The organism is Novosphingobium sp. ST904 (genome assembly GCF_001298105.1).
In the GTDB taxonomy this organism is placed as follows: Bacteria; Pseudomonadota; Alphaproteobacteria; order Sphingomonadales; family Sphingomonadaceae; genus Novosphingobium.
Genome location: NZ_LGJH01000160.1, coordinates 113,563 through 129,629 on the forward strand (window position 1 = coordinate 113,563; position 16,067 = coordinate 129,629).

General features: G+C 65.1%; 16 protein-coding genes and 1 pseudogene. 8 read left to right on the forward strand and 9 right to left on the reverse strand.

Translation table 11 applies throughout. The features are described from left to right. Positions 1–81 precede the first annotated feature (81 nt). The 4 genes from ADT71_RS22825 to ADT71_RS31630 all read right to left on the reverse strand — a co-directional run bounded on the left by ADT71_RS22825 (position 82) and on the right by ADT71_RS31630 (position 2,518). Entirely contained in the window at positions 82–579 is a 498-nt protein-coding gene (locus ADT71_RS22825) for an FKBP-type peptidyl-prolyl cis-trans isomerase (protein ID WP_054440584.1), read from the reverse strand. An 8-nt stretch (positions 580–587) separates the two neighbouring features. Continuing rightward, positions 588–1,160, reverse strand: a complete 573-nt coding sequence (locus ADT71_RS22830; RefSeq protein WP_054440587.1) for an FKBP-type peptidyl-prolyl cis-trans isomerase — start codon at positions 1,158–1,160, stop codon at positions 588–590. A gap of 266 nt (positions 1,161–1,426) precedes the next feature. After that, positions 1,427–1,633 (reverse strand): 30S ribosomal protein S21, encoded by a 207-nt coding sequence (gene rpsU / locus ADT71_RS22835; protein ID WP_054440590.1) that lies wholly within the window; start codon positions 1,631–1,633, stop codon positions 1,427–1,429. A gap of 234 nt (positions 1,634–1,867) precedes the next feature. Further along, positions 1,868–2,518 carry a hypothetical protein gene (locus ADT71_RS31630; RefSeq protein WP_054440593.1) on the reverse strand — a complete coding sequence of 217 codons (651 nt, stop codon included), beginning with the start codon at positions 2,516–2,518 and terminating at the stop codon, positions 1,868–1,870. A gap of 112 nt (positions 2,519–2,630) precedes the next feature. On the opposite strand from ADT71_RS31630, the gene crcB reads away from it, so the two are divergent. Genes crcB through ADT71_RS22865 form a run of 5 tightly spaced genes read left to right on the forward strand, consistent with a single transcriptional unit; the run spans position 2,631 to position 5,908 of the window. Continuing rightward, the gene (crcB, locus tag ADT71_RS22845; RefSeq protein WP_054440596.1) at positions 2,631–3,041 is read left to right on the forward strand and encodes a fluoride efflux transporter CrcB; all 411 of its coding nucleotides are present in this window, start codon (positions 2,631–2,633) and stop codon (positions 3,039–3,041) included. Continuing rightward, positions 3,038–4,348 carry an RluA family pseudouridine synthase gene (locus tag ADT71_RS22850; protein WP_054440599.1) on the forward strand — a complete coding sequence of 437 codons (1,311 nt, stop codon included), beginning with the start codon at positions 3,038–3,040 and terminating at the stop codon, positions 4,346–4,348. Before crcB ends, ADT71_RS22850 begins: the two co-directional genes overlap by 4 nt. Next, positions 4,345–5,007 (forward strand): HAD-IA family hydrolase, encoded by a 663-nt coding sequence (locus ADT71_RS22855; RefSeq protein WP_054440602.1) that lies wholly within the window; start codon positions 4,345–4,347, stop codon positions 5,005–5,007. The genes ADT71_RS22850 and ADT71_RS22855 overlap by 4 nt, the downstream gene beginning before the upstream one ends. Beyond that, on the forward strand, positions 5,004–5,213 hold the full coding sequence (locus ADT71_RS22860; RefSeq protein WP_054440606.1) for a hypothetical protein: 210 nt from the start codon (positions 5,004–5,006) through the stop codon (positions 5,211–5,213). Before ADT71_RS22855 ends, ADT71_RS22860 begins: the two co-directional genes overlap by 4 nt. Then, entirely contained in the window at positions 5,210–5,908 is a 699-nt protein-coding gene (locus tag ADT71_RS22865) for an ATP12 family chaperone protein (protein ID WP_054440692.1), read from the forward strand. Before ADT71_RS22860 ends, ADT71_RS22865 begins: the two co-directional genes overlap by 4 nt. A gap of 142 nt (positions 5,909–6,050) precedes the next feature. On the opposite strand, the gene ADT71_RS22870 is transcribed toward ADT71_RS22865, so the two are convergent. The 5 genes and pseudogenes from ADT71_RS22870 to ADT71_RS22890 all read right to left on the reverse strand — a co-directional run bounded on the left by ADT71_RS22870 (position 6,051) and on the right by ADT71_RS22890 (position 10,636). Continuing rightward, complete coding sequence (locus ADT71_RS22870) at positions 6,051–6,608, reverse strand: outer membrane protein (protein WP_054440609.1); 558 nt, start codon at positions 6,606–6,608, stop codon at positions 6,051–6,053. Between the two features lie 373 nt (positions 6,609–6,981). After that, positions 6,982–7,605: an ABC-type transport auxiliary lipoprotein family protein gene (locus ADT71_RS22875; protein ID WP_054440694.1), complete on the reverse strand. Its 624-nt coding sequence runs from the start codon at positions 7,603–7,605 to the stop codon at positions 6,982–6,984. Positions 7,606–7,661: 56 nt separating this feature from the next. After that, positions 7,662–8,600, reverse strand: a complete 939-nt coding sequence (locus ADT71_RS22880; RefSeq protein ID WP_054440612.1) for an MlaD family protein — start codon at positions 8,598–8,600, stop codon at positions 7,662–7,664. A 10-nt stretch (positions 8,601–8,610) separates the two neighbouring features. Further along, positions 8,611–9,525 carry an ABC transporter ATP-binding protein gene (locus ADT71_RS22885; RefSeq protein WP_082370508.1) on the reverse strand — a complete coding sequence of 305 codons (915 nt, stop codon included), beginning with the start codon at positions 9,523–9,525 and terminating at the stop codon, positions 8,611–8,613. After that, a pseudogene (locus tag ADT71_RS22890) lies at positions 9,522–10,636 on the reverse strand (MlaE family lipid ABC transporter permease subunit). Before ADT71_RS22890 ends, ADT71_RS22885 begins: the two are co-directional and overlap by 4 nt. A gap of 173 nt (positions 10,637–10,809) precedes the next feature. Here ADT71_RS22890 and ADT71_RS22895 point away from each other — a divergent pair. From ADT71_RS22895 to ADT71_RS22905, 3 genes are all read left to right on the forward strand, one after another. Next, a complete protein-coding gene (locus tag ADT71_RS22895) occupies positions 10,810–13,491 on the forward strand; it encodes a valine--tRNA ligase (RefSeq protein WP_054440613.1) in 2,682 nt (893 codons plus the stop codon). Positions 13,492–13,881: 390 nt separating this feature from the next. Further along, the gene (locus ADT71_RS22900) at positions 13,882–14,628 is read left to right on the forward strand and encodes a 7-carboxy-7-deazaguanine synthase QueE (protein ID WP_054440617.1); all 747 of its coding nucleotides are present in this window, start codon (positions 13,882–13,884) and stop codon (positions 14,626–14,628) included. A 7-nt stretch (positions 14,629–14,635) separates the two neighbouring features. Next, complete coding sequence (locus ADT71_RS22905) at positions 14,636–16,066, forward strand: MATE family efflux transporter (protein ID WP_082370509.1); 1,431 nt, start codon at positions 14,636–14,638, stop codon at positions 16,064–16,066. Position 16,067 lies beyond the last annotated feature (1 nt).

Consider the following 16,067-nt stretch of genomic DNA (forward strand, 5'->3'; position numbering starts at 1 on the left):
CGGGAGATCAGGATCGGGCAGCTAGCACCCGTCCGAAATTGCTTCAAGCATGGACGCCTCCGGGAGTGCGTCCGGCCCGGCTCATTGCGAGCCGGGTTGGGCCGGTTGCGCCTGCCCTTGCTGCGCGGCGATCATCGCGTCGAGTTCCGCGCGGGTCTTGAAGTCGAGCAGGGTCACTTCGAAGACGAGGTCGGAATTGGGCGGGATCGGCCCGCCGCCTTCCGCGCCGTAAGCCAGTTCCGCCGGGATCAGGATGCGGTAGCTGCCGCCGCGCTGCATCTGCACGAGCCCGTCGGCGAAGCCGGGAACGACTTCGCCCAAGGCCATCGGCATCTGTTCGTTCTGGTCGAACACGGTGCCGTCCTTGAGCATTCCCTTGTAGTTCACCAGCACGTAGTCTTCGCGGGTAGGCTTGGCGCCCTGCCCCGCTGTCAGCGTGGTGACCACGACCTGGCGCGCGGGTGAGGTTGCGGGCGCAGGAGCCGGAGAAGGTGCAGTCTGGCCCGGTGCCGCGGCCGAAGCCGCAACAGGCAGGACGACGGCCAGCGCCAGGAGCGCCGGACGGAACGTGCGGATCATGGCGGCGATCAGTGTGCCGGACCTTCGGCGCCCGGAACGGCACCGTCGGGAATCGCGCCACCCGGAATCGCACCGCCGGGAACGGCACCGCCCGGTGCGCCGCCCTGCATCTGCTGGAGCTGCTGCATCAGGCGCTGCTGCTGCTCGATCTCGGCGCGGCTCTTGAAGTCGAGCAGCTCGATTTCGAAGTTCAGGTCGGTATTGGCCGGAATCTTGCCGACCGCCTTGTCGCCGTAAGCCAGCTTGGCCGGGATCTCGACCTCGTACTTGCCGCCGCGCTGCATCTTGACGAGCGCCTTGGTGAAGCCGGGGATCACCTCATTGAGGGCCATCGGAACCTGCTGCGCCTGATCGAAGACGTTTCCGTCCGGCAGCGTGCCCTTGTAGTTGATGAGCACGACGTCAGCGATCGTCGGCGATTCGCCCGAACCGGCGGTCAGCGTCTTGACGTGGACCTGCGGCGGCAGGGCAGCATAGGCGACGCCGCCGGCGGCCAGCGCGACTGCGGCAACGCCGAGCCAGATCTTGGTCAGCGAGCCCTTGGCAATCGGCTGCAGCGGAACGCGGGTGATCTCAGTCATGGTCTAGGGCCTCGTTCGGGTTCGCCCGGCGGGTACAGCTGCGCGGTAACTGCACGGCAGATGCACAAAGGGCGCGGATGGAATTTCCGCGCCCTCATGGCTCAAGCCGGAGCGGGGTTCAAGCCGCAAGCCGAGCAATTTAAGATGTGCCAATCACAATCGTAATCATACGATCCTGACTGTAGCGCGGCATTTCCCCGCTCCTCGCTCGGAAACGAGAAAACGGATGCCGCAAACCCCGCCCGGAGACGGGGCCGACATCAATCTTACTTGACGCCGTCACGCTCCATGCGCTTGCGCTCCAGCTTACGGGCGCGGCGCACAGCAGCGGCCTTTTCGCGAGCGCGCTTTTCCGAGGGCTTCTCGAAGTGACGACGCAGCTTCATCTCGCGGTAGACGCCTTCACGCTGCAGCTTCTTCTTGAGAGCCCGAAGAGCCTGATCGACGTTATTGTCGCGGACGAGAATCTGCATAAACCGACACACCTCACAAATCGAAGGCACGAATTCCGCATTCCGACGCGGAAGGCACCTTGAAAGAAAAAACGTAATTGCACCGAATCCCTGTCGGGGTCGGCTCGAAGTTGGGGGCCGCTAGCATCGCCGGGGCCGGAAGGCAAGCAATCTTGGCGAAAGATCGGCCAAAATGCGCCCTCCACCGAGGGTGGGACTCCCCGATGGAGGGTACTCATACACCAATCCCGCGCGTCAGGCCAGTTGATCGACGATCAGACCTGCTGCCGAAACGGTGGCGGAAGTCGCCGCCGAGGCCGTGTAGGTCGCGCCTTCGGCCTGCTGGGCCTTCAGGTTCTCGATGAAGGCCTGGACCGCGGCCAGCGTGGCATCGGCCTCATCGGTTTCTTCCGCGTCATCGGTGGAATCGGTGTCGTCCGTCTCATCGGTTTCGTCCGTTTCCTCGGTCTCTTCCGTCTCGTCGGTTTCCTCGACGGACGAACCGCCGGGCGGCGGACCGCCGGCACCGCGAGGACCGCCGGGACCACCCGCGCCGCCGGGTCCACCGGGGCCGCCCGCTCCGCCGGCCTCACCGCCATCCTGCGATGCGCCCTGCGCGAACAGGGATTGCAGGGTGGAGGCCTGCTCTTCGGTCAGGGTGCCGTTTTCCACCTGGTCGGAAATCAGCGAATCGATCCGATCCTTCATCTGGGAAGGGTCGAGTTTGCTGCCCGAAGACGCCGTGCCGAGCGCGTCGTCGATCGAATCGAGCGCCGATTCGAGCGCCGCGGCATCGCTGTCGCTGACCGAACCGTTGCTCACGGCGGAGGCCAGCTTGTCCTCCATGTCCTGACTCGGATTGAACAGCGTGCTCAGCGCGCTTGTGGAAGATGATATCTGCATCATTATGTCTCCTTGCGGAGTGGGGTCGCACCCAATGACACTTATAGAAGGGCCGCGTGCCGTCCGGTCGGATGGAACGATTGGAAATCCGCGCATTCACGGCTAAGGCGGCCCAATGTCCCAACCTTCCTTTCTAGCCTCCTCGCTCTTTGTGGCGCTGGGCGGCGGCGTCGGCTCATGGCTGCGCTTTCTCACCGGCCTCGGCTGGAGCACCGTGATCGGCCCGGCAAGAGCCGGTGCGTTTCCCTATGGCACCCTTACCGTCAATGTCCTTGGCAGCCTTGCCATGGGCCTGCTGGCAGGCTGGCTCCTGCGCCACACCGCAGAGGGCGAGACTGCCCGCCTGCTCATCGGTGTCGGCGTGCTGGGCGGCTTCACCACCTTTTCCTCGTTCAGCCTCGACACCATTGCCCTTGCCATGCGCGGGCAGCTCGGTCTTGCGGCTTTCTATGTCGCGATCTCGCTGATCGCGGGCTTCGCCGCGCTGTTTGCCGGCTTTTCCATCACGAAGGGAGTCGCCGCATGAGCCGCGACAATTCAGATTCCGTCCGCCAGTTCACCGTCGGCCGCGACGACGAAGACATCCGTCTCGACCGCTGGTTCAAGCGCCACCTGCCCGAAGTCGGCTTCGCGATGGTGTCGCGCTGGGCGCGCACCGGGCAGATCCGTGTCGACGGCAAGCGCGCCGATGTCGACACCCGGCTCGTCGCGGGCCAGGTCCTGCGCGTGCCGCCGGGCGGCGAGGCCAAGCCCGGCCTCGGTGGCTCGCGCCCGCGCCGCGAACTGACCGAAGCAGAGATCGAACTCGCCGATTCGATGGTCCTCACGCAGGACCGCTCGGCGATCGTGCTCAACAAGCCGCCGGGCCTCGCCACGCAGGGCGGATCGGGCATGAAGGAGCACGTGGACGGCCTGCTTGACGCCTATGCGGAGAAGGGCCCGCGCCCTCGCCTCGTCCACCGGCTGGACAAGGACACTTCCGGCGTCCTGCTGATCGCCCGCACGCCCGGAAGCGCGGCGTTCTTCTCCAAGCGCTTTTCCGGGCGCACCGCCAAGAAGATCTACTGGGCGCTGGTGGTCGGCGTGCCGAGCATCAACGACGGCATGATCGAGCTGCCGCTCGCCAAGCAGCCGGGCACCGGCGGCGAGAAGATGCATGTGGATGAGGAAGGCGGCCAGTCCGCCCGCACCCGTTACCGTGTGCTGGACCGTGCCGGCAACCGCGCCGCCTGGGTCGAACTGCACCCGCTGACGGGCCGTACGCACCAGTTGCGCGTCCATATGGCGGCAATCGGCCACCCGATCGTGGGTGACGGCAAATATGGCGGGCAGGAAGCGTTTCTTTCGGGCACGATCAGCCGCAAAATGCACCTCCACGCCCGCCGGCTCATCATCGAGCACCCGGACGGCACCCCGCTGGACGTGACCGCCCCCCTGCCCGAGCATTTCGCCAATTCGCTGGCCTCGCTCGGTTTCGACGAGGCGGACGGCGCGGAACTGCCCGAATCCGCGCCGGAGTTCACCAAGGACGACGAGAAGCGCGCCGCCAAGGCTCACGCCAAGCAGTATCGCAAGGAACGCCGGGGTGAGCGCCGCTCGCGCCGCGACACCCCCTCCGACCGTCCCTCACGCGGCAAGCCCTCGGGCAAGACCGCATCGCGCCCGGGCGCAAAGTCCGCAGGCAAGCCCGGCGGAAAACCCGGCAAGACCGGTCCCGGCAGCAAGACTGGCCCCGGCGCAGCCCGATCGGCGCCTGCCCGCCCCGCCTCGCGTAAACCCGGCGGCTCGGCACCTTCCGGCGGACGGCCTTCCGGTCCGCGAGGAAAGCGGTGACCGCGGCGGTAAAGTTCGCCGTCTTCGACTGCGACGGTACCCTGGTCGACGGGCAGGCACCGATCTGCGAGGCGATGGAAGCGAGTTTCGCCCGCTTCGGCCTGCCCGCTCCCTCGCGCGGCCTGATCCGCCGCGCGGTGGGCCTGTCGTTGCCGCAGGCGATCCGGCAGCTCCTGCCCGATAGCGGCGAAGAGCAGCAAAATGCGATGGCGGAAGCCTACAAGGTCGCATTCCGACAGGCACGAGAGGAAGGGCGCGTCTCGCAACCGCTGTTTCCCGGCATCGAGGACTGCCTGCGCACTCTTCACGCGCGCGGATGGACGCTTGGCGTGGCCACCGGCATGTCGGACCGGGGCCTGGGCCACTGCCTTGCGGCCAACGGCATTTCCGACCTCTTCGTCACGCTCCAGACGGCAGATCGCCACCCCTCCAAGCCGCATCCCGCGATGCTGGAGGAAGCACTGTTCGATGCGGGCGCCCTGCCCGGCGAAACGGTGATGATCGGTGACACCGCCTATGACATGAAGATGGCGAAAGCCGCCGGAACCCGCGCCGTCGGCGTGGACTGGGGCTATCACCACCCGCGCGAACTGACCGAGGCCGGCGCCGAGAAGGTCGTCGCAGCGCCGGGCGAACTTGCGGAGTACCTCCTGGCATGACCGAACAAGACCCGGCGAGGGCCCGCTTCGCCACCATCCAGCTCGTGCGTATCTTCGGCGTCGCCTGCGTGATCGCGGGCATGGCGATCGGCGCCGAAAAGCTCGCCGCGCCGCTCTGGCTTGGATACCTCCTGATCGCCAATGGACTGATCGACGTGTTCGTCATCCCCAAGGTGCTGGCGCGCAAGTGGCGGAGCCCGAAATGAAGCGCTTCTACAAGGAGGCCTCGACCGGCGAGACCGAAGGTGGGCAGGCGTGGCGCGTGCTGCTGGATGGCCGACCGATCAAGACCGCCGGCGGCCGCCCCCAGGTCGTGCCGACAAGGGCGCTCGCGGATGCGCTTGCCGCCGAGTGGGCGGCGCAAGGCGAACAGATCGACGCGCGGACCTTCCATTTGCGCGATCTGGCCGACTTTGCCGTGGATGCTGTTTCGGACGACCGCGAGCAGACGATCCGCGATCTCCTGCCTTATGCCGAGACGGACACGCTCTGCTACCGCGCCGAGCCGGGCGAGGCATTTCACGAGCGCCAGTTGGCCGTGTGGGAGCCCCTGCTCGCCGAAGCGGAAACCCGCTACGACGTGCACTTCACGCGGGTCTCCGGAATCATTCCCAAGCCACAGCCGGCCGAGACGCTGGCCCGCATCGAACTCGCCCTAGCCGCCGAGAGCGACTTCTCGCTGGCCGCGCTCAAGATGCTCTCCAGCCTCGCCGCCTCGCTGGTGATCGCCATGGCTGCGATCCGGCCGGGCGCCGATGCGGAAGCGCTGTGGAAAGCCGCCAACCTGGAAGAAGACTGGCAAGTCGAGCTCTGGGGCGAAGACTGGGAAGCCGCCGAGCACCGCGCCGCGCGCTTCGAGGCGTTCAAGCTGGCCATGCGACTGGCAGAACTTTCGAGGTAGGCACAGGACGCCGGGGCCTGCCCCGGGCTTCATGGCGCCCCCTTCGCTGCTATTCCAAAGAAAAGACCGCCCCGGACTAACCGGAGCGGGTCTTCCGAACGGTGCACGGCGTTGCCTCCGCGCGGTCCCGTTCTTCTTGAGATCAGAACTTCACGCCGAGACCGGCGAGGCCGTAATGACGGCTGAAGCCCTGTTCGTAGTTCGAATAGTTGTACTCGACCTTGCCGAACAGGTTGCCGCCGAAGTTGTGCTCGAAGCCGGCACCGAGACGGAAACCGTCAAGGTTCGTGCCGTCGCTGTCCTTGTTGGTGCCATCGGTATAGATCACGCGCAGGCGGGCATTGGTGTAGCCGCCGAGGACGTAGAGCTTGCTGGTTTCGCCAACGTTGGTGCCGATGCGGGCAACAGCGGCAAGGTCGCGCCCGGCGCGGACGCAGAGCTTGTCACCCAGAGCGATGACGTCGCGTGCGCATTCCTTGGTCGTGCTGTCCGATACGCTCGCCTGGATACCGAAGAACAGCGCTTCACGAACCGGGAAGTCGTAACCGGCAGCAACGCCGTAAGTGAGGCCTTCCGACGAACCGCCGTCGATCGAAACGCTGTCGAGGCCGGTCTGTGCCTGAACGTAGGCCTGCGCATTGGCGGCGGCCGGAACGGCGAAAAGGGCGGCGGCAGCGCCGAGAAGGGCGATCTTGTTCATGCGTATGCTCCTGCATTCTGTTTGCCCCGCGGCATTCGTGGCGGCGGGATCGGGGGGCCGAATACAGGGCCGGGAAACCGGTTCAATACAGATGCTTGCACAGCATCGTCATAAAACTGTCATTGTGACATGACAGCCACAACCAGAAACTCGAAAAACAAGGTAAAGTAACGGAAATCCGCCTTTTGCACGCACTATTGTAAAATCGGAAACCGCGACAGAAAATTAAATCTTCAATAGCCCTTTAAAACGCGCACGGACGATCCCAAGATGCACAATACCTTACAGATATTGTCATTTTCGGAAAGATTCCGCGCAGAGTCCCGCGTTTTCAGGACGAACTCTTCGTGCGCAATCCTTGAAACCGGCGTCTTCAGGCGCCGGATTTCACCCATGCAGCAACGTCCTTTGCCACGACGTTGGCAGCCTGATTGATAGCCGGCCCGATGAGGGCGGCTTCCGGCTTGATGCCCGGCACCACCGATTCGAACCGCTTGGTCACGATCGGCCCGTTGCGTTCGGTACGGATTGCATCGAAGCGCACGACGACCGAGGAAGTGGCGACGTCGTAGCCCATGTCGAGCAGGCGCCCGCCGATCAGGGTCTTGCCGGTGACCTCGAAATCGCCGCCTTCGACCACGAGCTGCCCGGTATCGGCACGCAGCGTTTCAGCCAACAGCGAGCGGAACTGGCGGCTCGGCTTCTCGATCCACCAGGCATCCTTGAGATAGGACATGCTCGACGCATCTATCCTTACCGGAACCCGCAGCACATCGAGGCTGCGATCCGCCTCAGGGTCCAGCACGACGATGGCATCGGTAATCCGCCCCGTGGCCTGCGACCCCGCGGGAGCCTTGTCCTGCGGAGTGAGACGGAACAGCAGCTCGGGCGGCTTGGGCGCGAGGCTGATGCAACCGGAAAGCGCCAGTGCCGCCACGGCCGCTAGCGCGCCGCCGAAAATCGGGGTCTTGTGCCGGAGCTTCATCGCGGTTCCCATCGTCTTTCCCGTTTTCTTCTTCCCGGCCGAAGCACGCCCGTTCACGACTGGCGCACTCATGGCTTGTAGGTGGGCAGCTTCTGCCCCTTGATGAGGGCGCCCGCGCCCTGCTCGTCGATCTTCTCGGTCACACTGCGCAGCGCCTTGCTGGTGGCGCGCAGATCGCGGATCGCGGCTTCGGCGGCAGGAAGCGTCTGCTGCGATACCTGGTCGAAGGCAGGCTGCGCATGCTGGAGCGTCTGGTCGAGGGTCTCCATCGACTTCTGCGCAGCGCCCAGCGTCTCGCGAAGCTGGGCCGCCAGCGAATTACCCTGATCGCCCAGCAGGCTGTCCGCCTTGCCTGCCACGCCCTCGAACGCGACCAGCGTTCTGGTGGCCTGGTTCAGCGTTCCCTGAAGTTCCGCCAGCGTCTGCTTCATCTGCGGCGTCGCGGCCGAGAGATCCTTCGTCATCTTGTCGGTATTCTTGAGAATGCCGGTGATGGAACGGCGGTTCTCTTCGGACATCAGCAGGTTGAGGTTCTCTGTCAGCGTCGCCAGCCGTTCGAGCAGCAGCGGCGCGTTGGAGAGGATTTCACCCAGGCCGCCGCGCTTGGTCGGGATCACGGGCACGCCTTCCGGGCCGGGCTCGGTCAGCAGCGGCGCGCCCTTCACGGCGCCTTCGAGCTGGATGTCGGCAACGCCGGTGAAGCTGCCCTGGATCGTGGCAGTGGTGCCGACGGTGACGGGCACCTTCTTGTCCACCTTCACGCGCACGCGAATGAAGCTGGGGTCCTGCGGCCAGAGTTCGATCTCCTTGATCTGCCCGACCGGCACGCCCGCGTAATCGACGCCGGAACCCTTGGCGAGCCCGTCGACCGACTGCTTGAAGAAGATGTCATACTCGTTTCGCGCGGTGTCGTTGATCCGCGCGATCCAGATGATGAACGCCGCCAGCGTCGCCAGCAGCACCAGCGTGACGGCTCCGACCCATATGTGATTGGCCCGTGTTTCCATGCTGTGTGCCCTATGCCCCGCTTTCGTTGGTAGTATTCAGGGTCGGCGCCTCGGGGGCGGGACCGTCCTGCGCGACCGGCGCGTCATGCTGCATCGAAATCTCGTCCTTCGCGCCGAGCGCGGCACGGCCGCGCGGGCCGTTGAAGTATTCCTGTATCCACGGGTGATCGAGCGCGAGAAGTTCGGGGATCGTACCCACGGCGATCACCTGCTTGTCCGCCAGCACCGCCACGCGGTCGCAGATGGCGTGAAGCGTGTCGAGATCGTGCGTGATGAGGAACACCGTCAGGCCGAGCGTGTCGGCCAGTTCGCGCGTCAGACCGTCGAAAGCGGCCGCACCGATCGGATCCAGGCCCGCGGTCGGCTCGTCGAGGAACAGCAGTTCAGGGTCGAGCGCCAGCGCCCGCGCGAGGCCGGCGCGCTTCTTCATGCCGCCCGAAAGCTCGTTCGGATACTTGAAGGCCGATTCCTCGGCCAACCCGGCGAGGCGCACCTTGAAACGGGCGATCTCGCTGCGCAGGGTATCGTCGATCTCGGGATAGAACTGCTTGAGCGGCACTTCCACGTTCTCGCCCACGGTCAGGGTCGAAAACAGGGCCCCTCCCTGGAACAGCACGCCCCAGCGCGAGCGCAAGTCGATCCCTTCCTCGTCGGTGGAATCGCCCATGCGGTGGCCGAGCACGGTGATCTCGCCCTCGGCAGGCTGCTGCAGGCCGATGATCGAGCGCATCAGCACCGATTTGCCGGTGCCCGAACCACCGACGACGCCGAGAATTTCGCCCCTGCGGACCTTGAGCGAGAGATCGTCGTGAATGACATGCTCGCCAAAGACGTTGCGCAGCCCCTCGACGACGATGGGAAATTCGTCGGCGGGATTGTCGCCCGGCATGGGCCGTTCGGCCTCGAGGCTTGCGGTTTCGCTCATTGCCAGCCGATCTTGGTGAAGAAGATGGCGAAGAAGGCGTCGAGCACGATCACCGTGAAGATCGCCGTGACCACCGCCTGGGTAGTGCGCGCGCCGACTTCCTCTGCGTTGGAGGTCACCTGCATGCCCTGATAGCAACCGGCGAGCGCGACGATCAGCGCAAAGACCGGCGCTTGATCAGCCCGACCCACACATCGGTGATCGGCACCACTTCCTGGGTGCGCTGAAGGAAGGTCCAGAACGGAATGTCGAGCGCGAAATTGGCGATGAAGGCGCCGCCGATGATCGCAAGAACGGTGGAATAGAATCCCAGCAGCGGCATCATCAGCATCGCCGCCAGCACCCGCGGAACAACCAGCGCCTGCATCGGCGAAACGCCGATGGTGCGCATGGCGTCCACTTCCTCGGTCAGCTTCATCGTGCCGATCTGCGCGGCGAAGGCCGACCCGGATCGCCCCGCGACCATGATTGCGGTCATCAGAATGCCCAGTTCGCGCATCGCAAGGCGGCCGGTGAGGTTGATGGTGTAGATTTCCGCACCGAACTGCGCGAGCTGCACCGCGCCCTGCTGGGCGATGACGATGCCGATCAGGAAGCTCATCAACCCGATGATCCACAGCGAGTTGATGCCCACATGCTGCATGTGATGCACCAGCGCCGTGCCGCGCAGCCGCGAGGGATGGCGGATGGCGGTGCCCAGCGCCGAGATCAGTTCGCCGAGGAAACCCACCGAGCGGATCAGCCCGTGCCCCCAGCCGACCACGAGATCGCCGAGTTCGCCCACCGTGCGCAGCAGCAGCGGCTGCTCCGGTTCGATGTCCGCCTCTTCCTCCGGCACTTTGCCGATGGCGGCGAACAGGCGTTTCGCCTGCTCGCTCTGGCCGATCACTTCGAGGTCATGCTCGCTGGCATAGCGGCAGACGAGCCAGGCGCCGGTCGTGTCGATATCGGTTACGCCGGACATGTCCACACGGGCGAACGGCCCGTGCAGCGCGGCCAGCTTGGCCCCGAGGTTACCCAGCGAATGAACGCGCAAGGGCCCCTTCAGCGCCACGGTCTGGACGCCATCCTGGTCGCTTTCCGACAGAGTGAATTCAGCCCATTCCCGCATGTGCGCTCGTATTGGGGGAAAATGCCTGTACCGGCAAGGGGTTCCCCCGGTGCGGCAGATTGTTCATTTCGCAATTGCAACCGTAGTGGAGCAATCTGCCTCGCGCGCGCATCTGCGCGGGTGAACTTACGGAGACTTGCGCGCGAAGCGCCGCACTGGCAAAGCGCCGCGCCATGACCGACACTCCAGAAACCGCACCCGAAGGCACCCTCGAAGCTGGGCCCGAATCTGGGCTGGCCAAGACCTTCGACCCCGCCCAGATCGAGGCGAAGTGGTACCAGCATTGGGAAAGCGAAGGGCTGTTCCGCCCCGAGCGCGCCGACGCGCAGCCGTTCACCATCGTGAACCCGCCGCCGAACGTTACCGGCTCGCTCCACATCGGCCACGCGCTGGACAATACGCTGCAGGACATCGTGATCCGTCACGAGCGCCTGAAGGGCAAGGACGCTCTCTGGGTGGTCGGCACCGACCATGCCGGCATCGCCACCCAGATGGTGGTCGAGCGCCAGATGGAGGCGAAACAGGACAAGCGCGCGAATTACACGCGTGAACAGTTCATCGAGAAGGTCTGGGAGTGGAAGGCCGAATCCGGCGGCACCATCACCGGTCAGCTGCGCCGCCTCGGCTGCTCGATGGACTGGAGCCGCGAGCAGTTCACGATGGATCCGCACTTCACCAAGGCCGTGGTCAAGGTCTTCGTGGACCTGCACAAGCAGGGCCTGATCTATCGCGACAAGCGCCTGGTGAACTGGGACCCGAAGTTCCGCACCGCCATTTCCGACCTTGAGGTCGAAACGCGCGAGACCAACGGCCACTTCTGGCACATCAAGTATCCGCTTTCGGACGGTTCGGGCCACATCCACGTCGCCACCACCCGCCCGGAAACGATGCTGGCCGACATGGCCGTGGCGGTTAATCCCGAGGACGAGCGCTACAAGGAACTGCTGGCGCGCGGCGCCACCGTCACCCTGCCGCTCACCGGCCGCGAGATTCCCATCGTCGCGGACGAGCACGCCGATCCCGAACTGGGCTCGGGCGCGGTGAAGATCACCCCGGGTCATGACTTCAACGACTTCGAGGTGGGCAAGCGCGCGGGCTTCAAGGCCGGTGACATGCTCAACATGCTCGATGCCGATGCCAAGGTCTGCCAGACGCAGGACGGCCTCGTGCCTTCGCAGTTCATCGGCATGGACCGCTTCGAGGCGCGCAAGGCGATCGTCCAGTTCCTCGAAGACGACGGCCTGCTCGAAAAGGTCGAGGACCGCGTGATCCAGACCCCGTTCGGCGACCGCAGCGGCGTGGTGATCGAACCCTGGCTGACCGATCAGTGGTACGTCGATGCGCAGACGCTGGCCGGCCCGCCGCTGGAAGCCGTCCGCTCCGGCGCGATCGAGATCGTCCCGAAAAGCTGGGAAAAGACCTTCTTCAACTGGATGGAAAACATCCAGCCCTGGTGCGTCTCGCGTCAGCTCTGGTGGGGCCACCGCATTCCGGCGTGGTTCAGCGAGGACGGCGAGATCTTCGTCGCCGAAACCGAAGAAGAAGCACAGGCACAGGCCGGCAACAAGAAGCTGACCCGCGACGAGGACGTCCTCGACACCTGGTTCTCCTCCGCGCTCTGGCCTTTCGCCACGCTCGGCTGGCCCGATGAAGACGCCCCGCTGCTGAAGAAGCATTACCCGAACGACCTGCTGGTTTCCGGCTTCGACATCCTGTTCTTCTGGGATGCGCGCATGGCCATGCAGGGCATTCACTTCATGAAGGAAGTGCCGTGGAAGCGGCTCTACCTCCATGGGCTGGTGCGTGCTGCCGACGGCCAGAAGATGTCGAAGTCCAAGGGCAACGTGGTCGATCCGCTGGGCCTGATCGACAAGTACGGCGCCGACGCGCTGCGCTTCTTCATGGCCGCCATGGAAAGCCAGGGCCGCGACGTGAAGATGGATGAAAAGCGCGTGGAGGGTTACCGCAACTTCGCCACGAAGCTTTGGAACGCCGCGCGTTTCTGCCAGTCCAACGGCATCGTCGCCAGCACCTCGATCAAGGCGCCCGAAGCCACTTCCGCCGTCAACAAGTGGATCATCGGCGAAGTCGTCGAAACCGTTGCCGCGCTGGACAAGGCCATGGCCGACCTGCGCTTCGACGCGGCTGCCAATGCGATCTACCACTTCGTGTGGAACCAGTTCTGCGACTGGTACATCGAACTGATCAAGGGCAACTTCGACGAAGAGACCAAGGCCGTCGCAGGCTGGGTGCTCGACCAGATCCTCGTCATGCTCCACCCCTTCATGCCCTTCGTCACCGAAGAGCTGTGGAGCAAGATGGGCGCGCGCGAACAGGACCTGATCGTCGCCGCATGGCCCGCGCCGGAAGCCTCGGTGGACGCCGAGGCCAAGGCCGAAGTCGAATGGCTGATCGCGCTGATCGGCAACCTGCGCGGTGCCAAGTCCGAACTCGGCATCGCGCCGGGCGCGCGCCTTACCGCCTATGTCGCCAATCCCTCGGACGCGACCCGCGCGGTGATCGGGCGTAACGGCACGGTTATCGACCGTCTGGCACGTCTGGATGCAATCGTGTTCGAAGCGGCTCCGGCCGGTGCCGCCATGCAGGTGGGCGCGGGCGATGCGACGCTGGCGATCCCGCTGGAAGGCGTGATCGACATCGCCACGGAGAAGGCCCGTCTGGAAAAAGCCATGGCCGCTTCGGTCAAGGAACGGGACTCGCTCGACAAGCGTCTGGGCAACCCGGCCTTCGTCGAGAAGGCCAAGCCCGAGGCGATCGACAAGGCCCGCGCCGACCATGCCCATCACTCCGCAGAGGCCGAGCGTCTGGCCGCGGCGCTGGCGCGACTGGGTTGAAGAAGTAAGGGTTAAGGCAGGGGGTCTAGACCCCCTGCCCCCCCCAATACCGTCCAGGGCACGCGCGCAGCCTCATTGTGTGCCCCTTGCTGCCGCAGGCTATTTTGTCTCCCGGCTCTCAATGAGCGCGCAACGGCGAGGCCGGTCACGACGCAGACATTCCGGCAGACATTACGAGGGCCTGGGGGATCATCCCCCAGGACTTCTCTCTTTTTCGTTTTCCTACACCTCACGCATCTGACACTTTCGCGCGCGTGAACGCCCTACCCTTTCTCCACGAAACCAGCCACAAGGTGACACCCTCGACGCAAGGTGACACTTTTCCCTCTGGACCGTGTAAACTGTGTCAACCTCACCCTTAAAACCGTAACCTTGCATTCGAGATTTCCCGTGACCCTTGCCCTTGCCACCACCACTCCCGGCAAACCCGAAGTGTTCGCTTCGCTTCAGGGCGAAGGCGCCAGCATGGGGCGGCCGAGCACCTTCGTCCGGCTGTCGCGCTGCAATCTCGCCTGCCAGTGGTGCGACACCGCGTACACATGGCGCTTCACGGGCGACAATCGCTTCCACCGCGACGATCTGGCTTTCGAACGCAAGGCCAATCAGGTCATGGCCGAAGAGGCCGACGTGGCGCGCATGGTGGCCGACCTGCCGCCAGATCGCCTTGTCGTAACCGGGGGCGAGCCGCTGCTTCAGGGCCCGCAACTGGCGCGGATGCTGGTCGCGCTGGACGACGCGCGGCCGGGGATGCATGTCGAAATCGAAACCAACGGATCTGTGGCCCCGCATGCGGCGCTCGATGCGCGGGTGCAGCAGTACAACGTCAGCCCGAAACTTTCGCACAGCGGCAATCCGGCCGAGCTCGCGCTGGTGCCGGAACGACTGGCAGCCTGGGCGGCCGAACCGCGTGCATGGTTCAAGTTCGTGGTGGCCGAACCTGCCGACGTGGACGAGGTCCGCGCGCTCCAGCAGCGCTACGCCATTCCCGCAGAGCGGATATTCCTGATGCCCGAGGGTCGCTCCAGCGATGTTATCCGGCAGCGGTCAGGCTGGCTCTCGGATATCTGCACGCAGGAAGGCTATCGCTTCACCGACCGCCTGCACATTCATATCTGGGGCGATACGCGGGGAACTTGAGGGGCAAATGAACGAGGCATCGCCGATCCCGACCGGGGAAACAGAACCCGAGGAAGCACCTACCCCGGCGCAAATGGCGCGGATGAAAGGCGACCTCACGCAAGGGCCGATCCTGAAGACGCTGATGCTCTTCTCGATCCCCATGCTGATTTCCAACGTTCTCCAGACCCTGAACGGATCGGTCAACGCGATCTGGGTGGGTCGGCTGCTGGGCGAAGCGGCGCTGGCGGCAACGGCCAATGCCAATGTCATCATGTTCCTGCTGTTCGCACTGGTCTTCGGCTTCGGCATGGCCACGACGGTACGCGTGGGCCAGCACTTCGGCGCGCGCGATATCGACGCGGCGCGCAAGACTTTCGGATCGGGCCTGGGCTTCTGCTTCCTGCTGTCGGGGCTCTGCGGCCTCGGCGGCTGGCTTGGCGCGGACGCCCTGCTCCATTCGCTGGGCACGCCGGACGCCAGCCGGATCGAGGCGCTCGCCTACCTGCGCGTTATCTTCGTGACCATCCCGCTCGGCTCGATGTCGATGATGGTCTCGATGGGCATGCGCGGCGCGGGCGATTCCAAGACCCCGCTCTACGCGATGATCCTGACAGTTGCGCTCGATATCGTGCTGAATCCGCTGCTCATCATCGGGCCCGGCCCGATCCCCGCGCTCGGCATCGCCGGCTCCGCCATGGCGACGGCTTTCGCGAACTTTGCCGGGCTCATCTACCAGCTCTGGCGCATTTACCGGCAGGACCTGCCGATGCGCCTGCGCGGCCCGGAACTGGGCTACCTTGCCCCGCGCGGCGCTGAACTGGCCTATGTCATCCTCAAAGGCCTGCCGATGGGCGCGCAGATGCTGCTGGTCTCTTCCGCCGGCCTCATCATGGTCAGCCTCGTCAATCGCGAAGGCCTGGATGCGGCGGCCGCCTACGGCGCCTCGCTGCAATTGTGGAACTACCTCCAGATGCCCGCCTTCGCTATCGGCTCAGCGGTCAGCGCCATGGTGGCACAGTCATTGGGTGCGGGCGACCACAAGCGCGTGGGCAAGGTGACAGAGGTGGGCCTCGTCGCGAATCTCGCCTTCTCCACGCTGGTGGCGGCACTGATCGTGGCGTTCGACCGGCCCCTGCTCGCCCTGTTCCTTGGCGGCGACAGTCCGGCCATGCCCATTGCCGAGCACATCCAGCTCGTCTGCACGGCCAGCTTCGTGATCGTCTCGATCACGATGATCCTGACCGGGACCATGCGCGCCTATGGCGCGGTGGTGGCCCCGCTCGTCATCATGTTCCTGGGCCTCTATCCCGGCCGCCTCGGCTTCTACTACCTTGCCCGCCCATTCATCGGCAGCGAGGCGGTGTGGTGGGCCTATCCGGTCGGTTCGGTGCTGACGGTGGCCTTCACCGTCGGCTATTACCGCTGGGGCAAGTGGCGCGCCGACTTCACGGTGTAGC

Bases quoted from the DNA above. Each gene is read 5' to 3' on its own strand.
- ADT71_RS22825 (WP_054440584.1), bottom strand. From the start codon at position 579: ATGATCCGCACGTTCCGTCCGGCGCTCCTGGCGCTGGCCGTCGTCCTG.
- ADT71_RS22830 (WP_054440587.1), bottom strand. From the start codon at position 1,160: ATGACTGAGATCACCCGCGTTCCGCTGCAGCCGATTGCCAAGGGCTCG.
- rpsU (WP_054440590.1), bottom strand. From the start codon at position 1,633: ATGCAGATTCTCGTCCGCGACAATAACGTCGATCAGGCTCTTCGGGCT.
- ADT71_RS31630 (WP_054440593.1), bottom strand. From the start codon at position 2,518: ATGATGCAGATATCATCTTCCACAAGCGCGCTGAGCACGCTGTTCAAT.
- crcB (WP_054440596.1), top strand. From the start codon at position 2,631: ATGTCCCAACCTTCCTTTCTAGCCTCCTCGCTCTTTGTGGCGCTGGGC.
- ADT71_RS22850 (WP_054440599.1), top strand. From the start codon at position 3,038: ATGAGCCGCGACAATTCAGATTCCGTCCGCCAGTTCACCGTCGGCCGC.
- ADT71_RS22860 (WP_054440606.1), top strand. From the start codon at position 5,004: ATGACCGAACAAGACCCGGCGAGGGCCCGCTTCGCCACCATCCAGCTC.
- ADT71_RS22865 (WP_054440692.1), top strand. From the start codon at position 5,210: ATGAAGCGCTTCTACAAGGAGGCCTCGACCGGCGAGACCGAAGGTGGG.
- ADT71_RS22870 (WP_054440609.1), bottom strand. From the start codon at position 6,608: ATGAACAAGATCGCCCTTCTCGGCGCTGCCGCCGCCCTTTTCGCCGTT.
- ADT71_RS22875 (WP_054440694.1), bottom strand. From the start codon at position 7,605: ATGGGAACCGCGATGAAGCTCCGGCACAAGACCCCGATTTTCGGCGGC.
- ADT71_RS22880 (WP_054440612.1), bottom strand. From the start codon at position 8,600: ATGGAAACACGGGCCAATCACATATGGGTCGGAGCCGTCACGCTGGTG.
- ADT71_RS22885 (WP_082370508.1), bottom strand. From the start codon at position 9,525: ATGAGCGAAACCGCAAGCCTCGAGGCCGAACGGCCCATGCCGGGCGAC.
- ADT71_RS22895 (WP_054440613.1), top strand. From the start codon at position 10,810: ATGACCGACACTCCAGAAACCGCACCCGAAGGCACCCTCGAAGCTGGG.
- ADT71_RS22905 (WP_082370509.1), top strand. From the start codon at position 14,636: ATGAACGAGGCATCGCCGATCCCGACCGGGGAAACAGAACCCGAGGAA.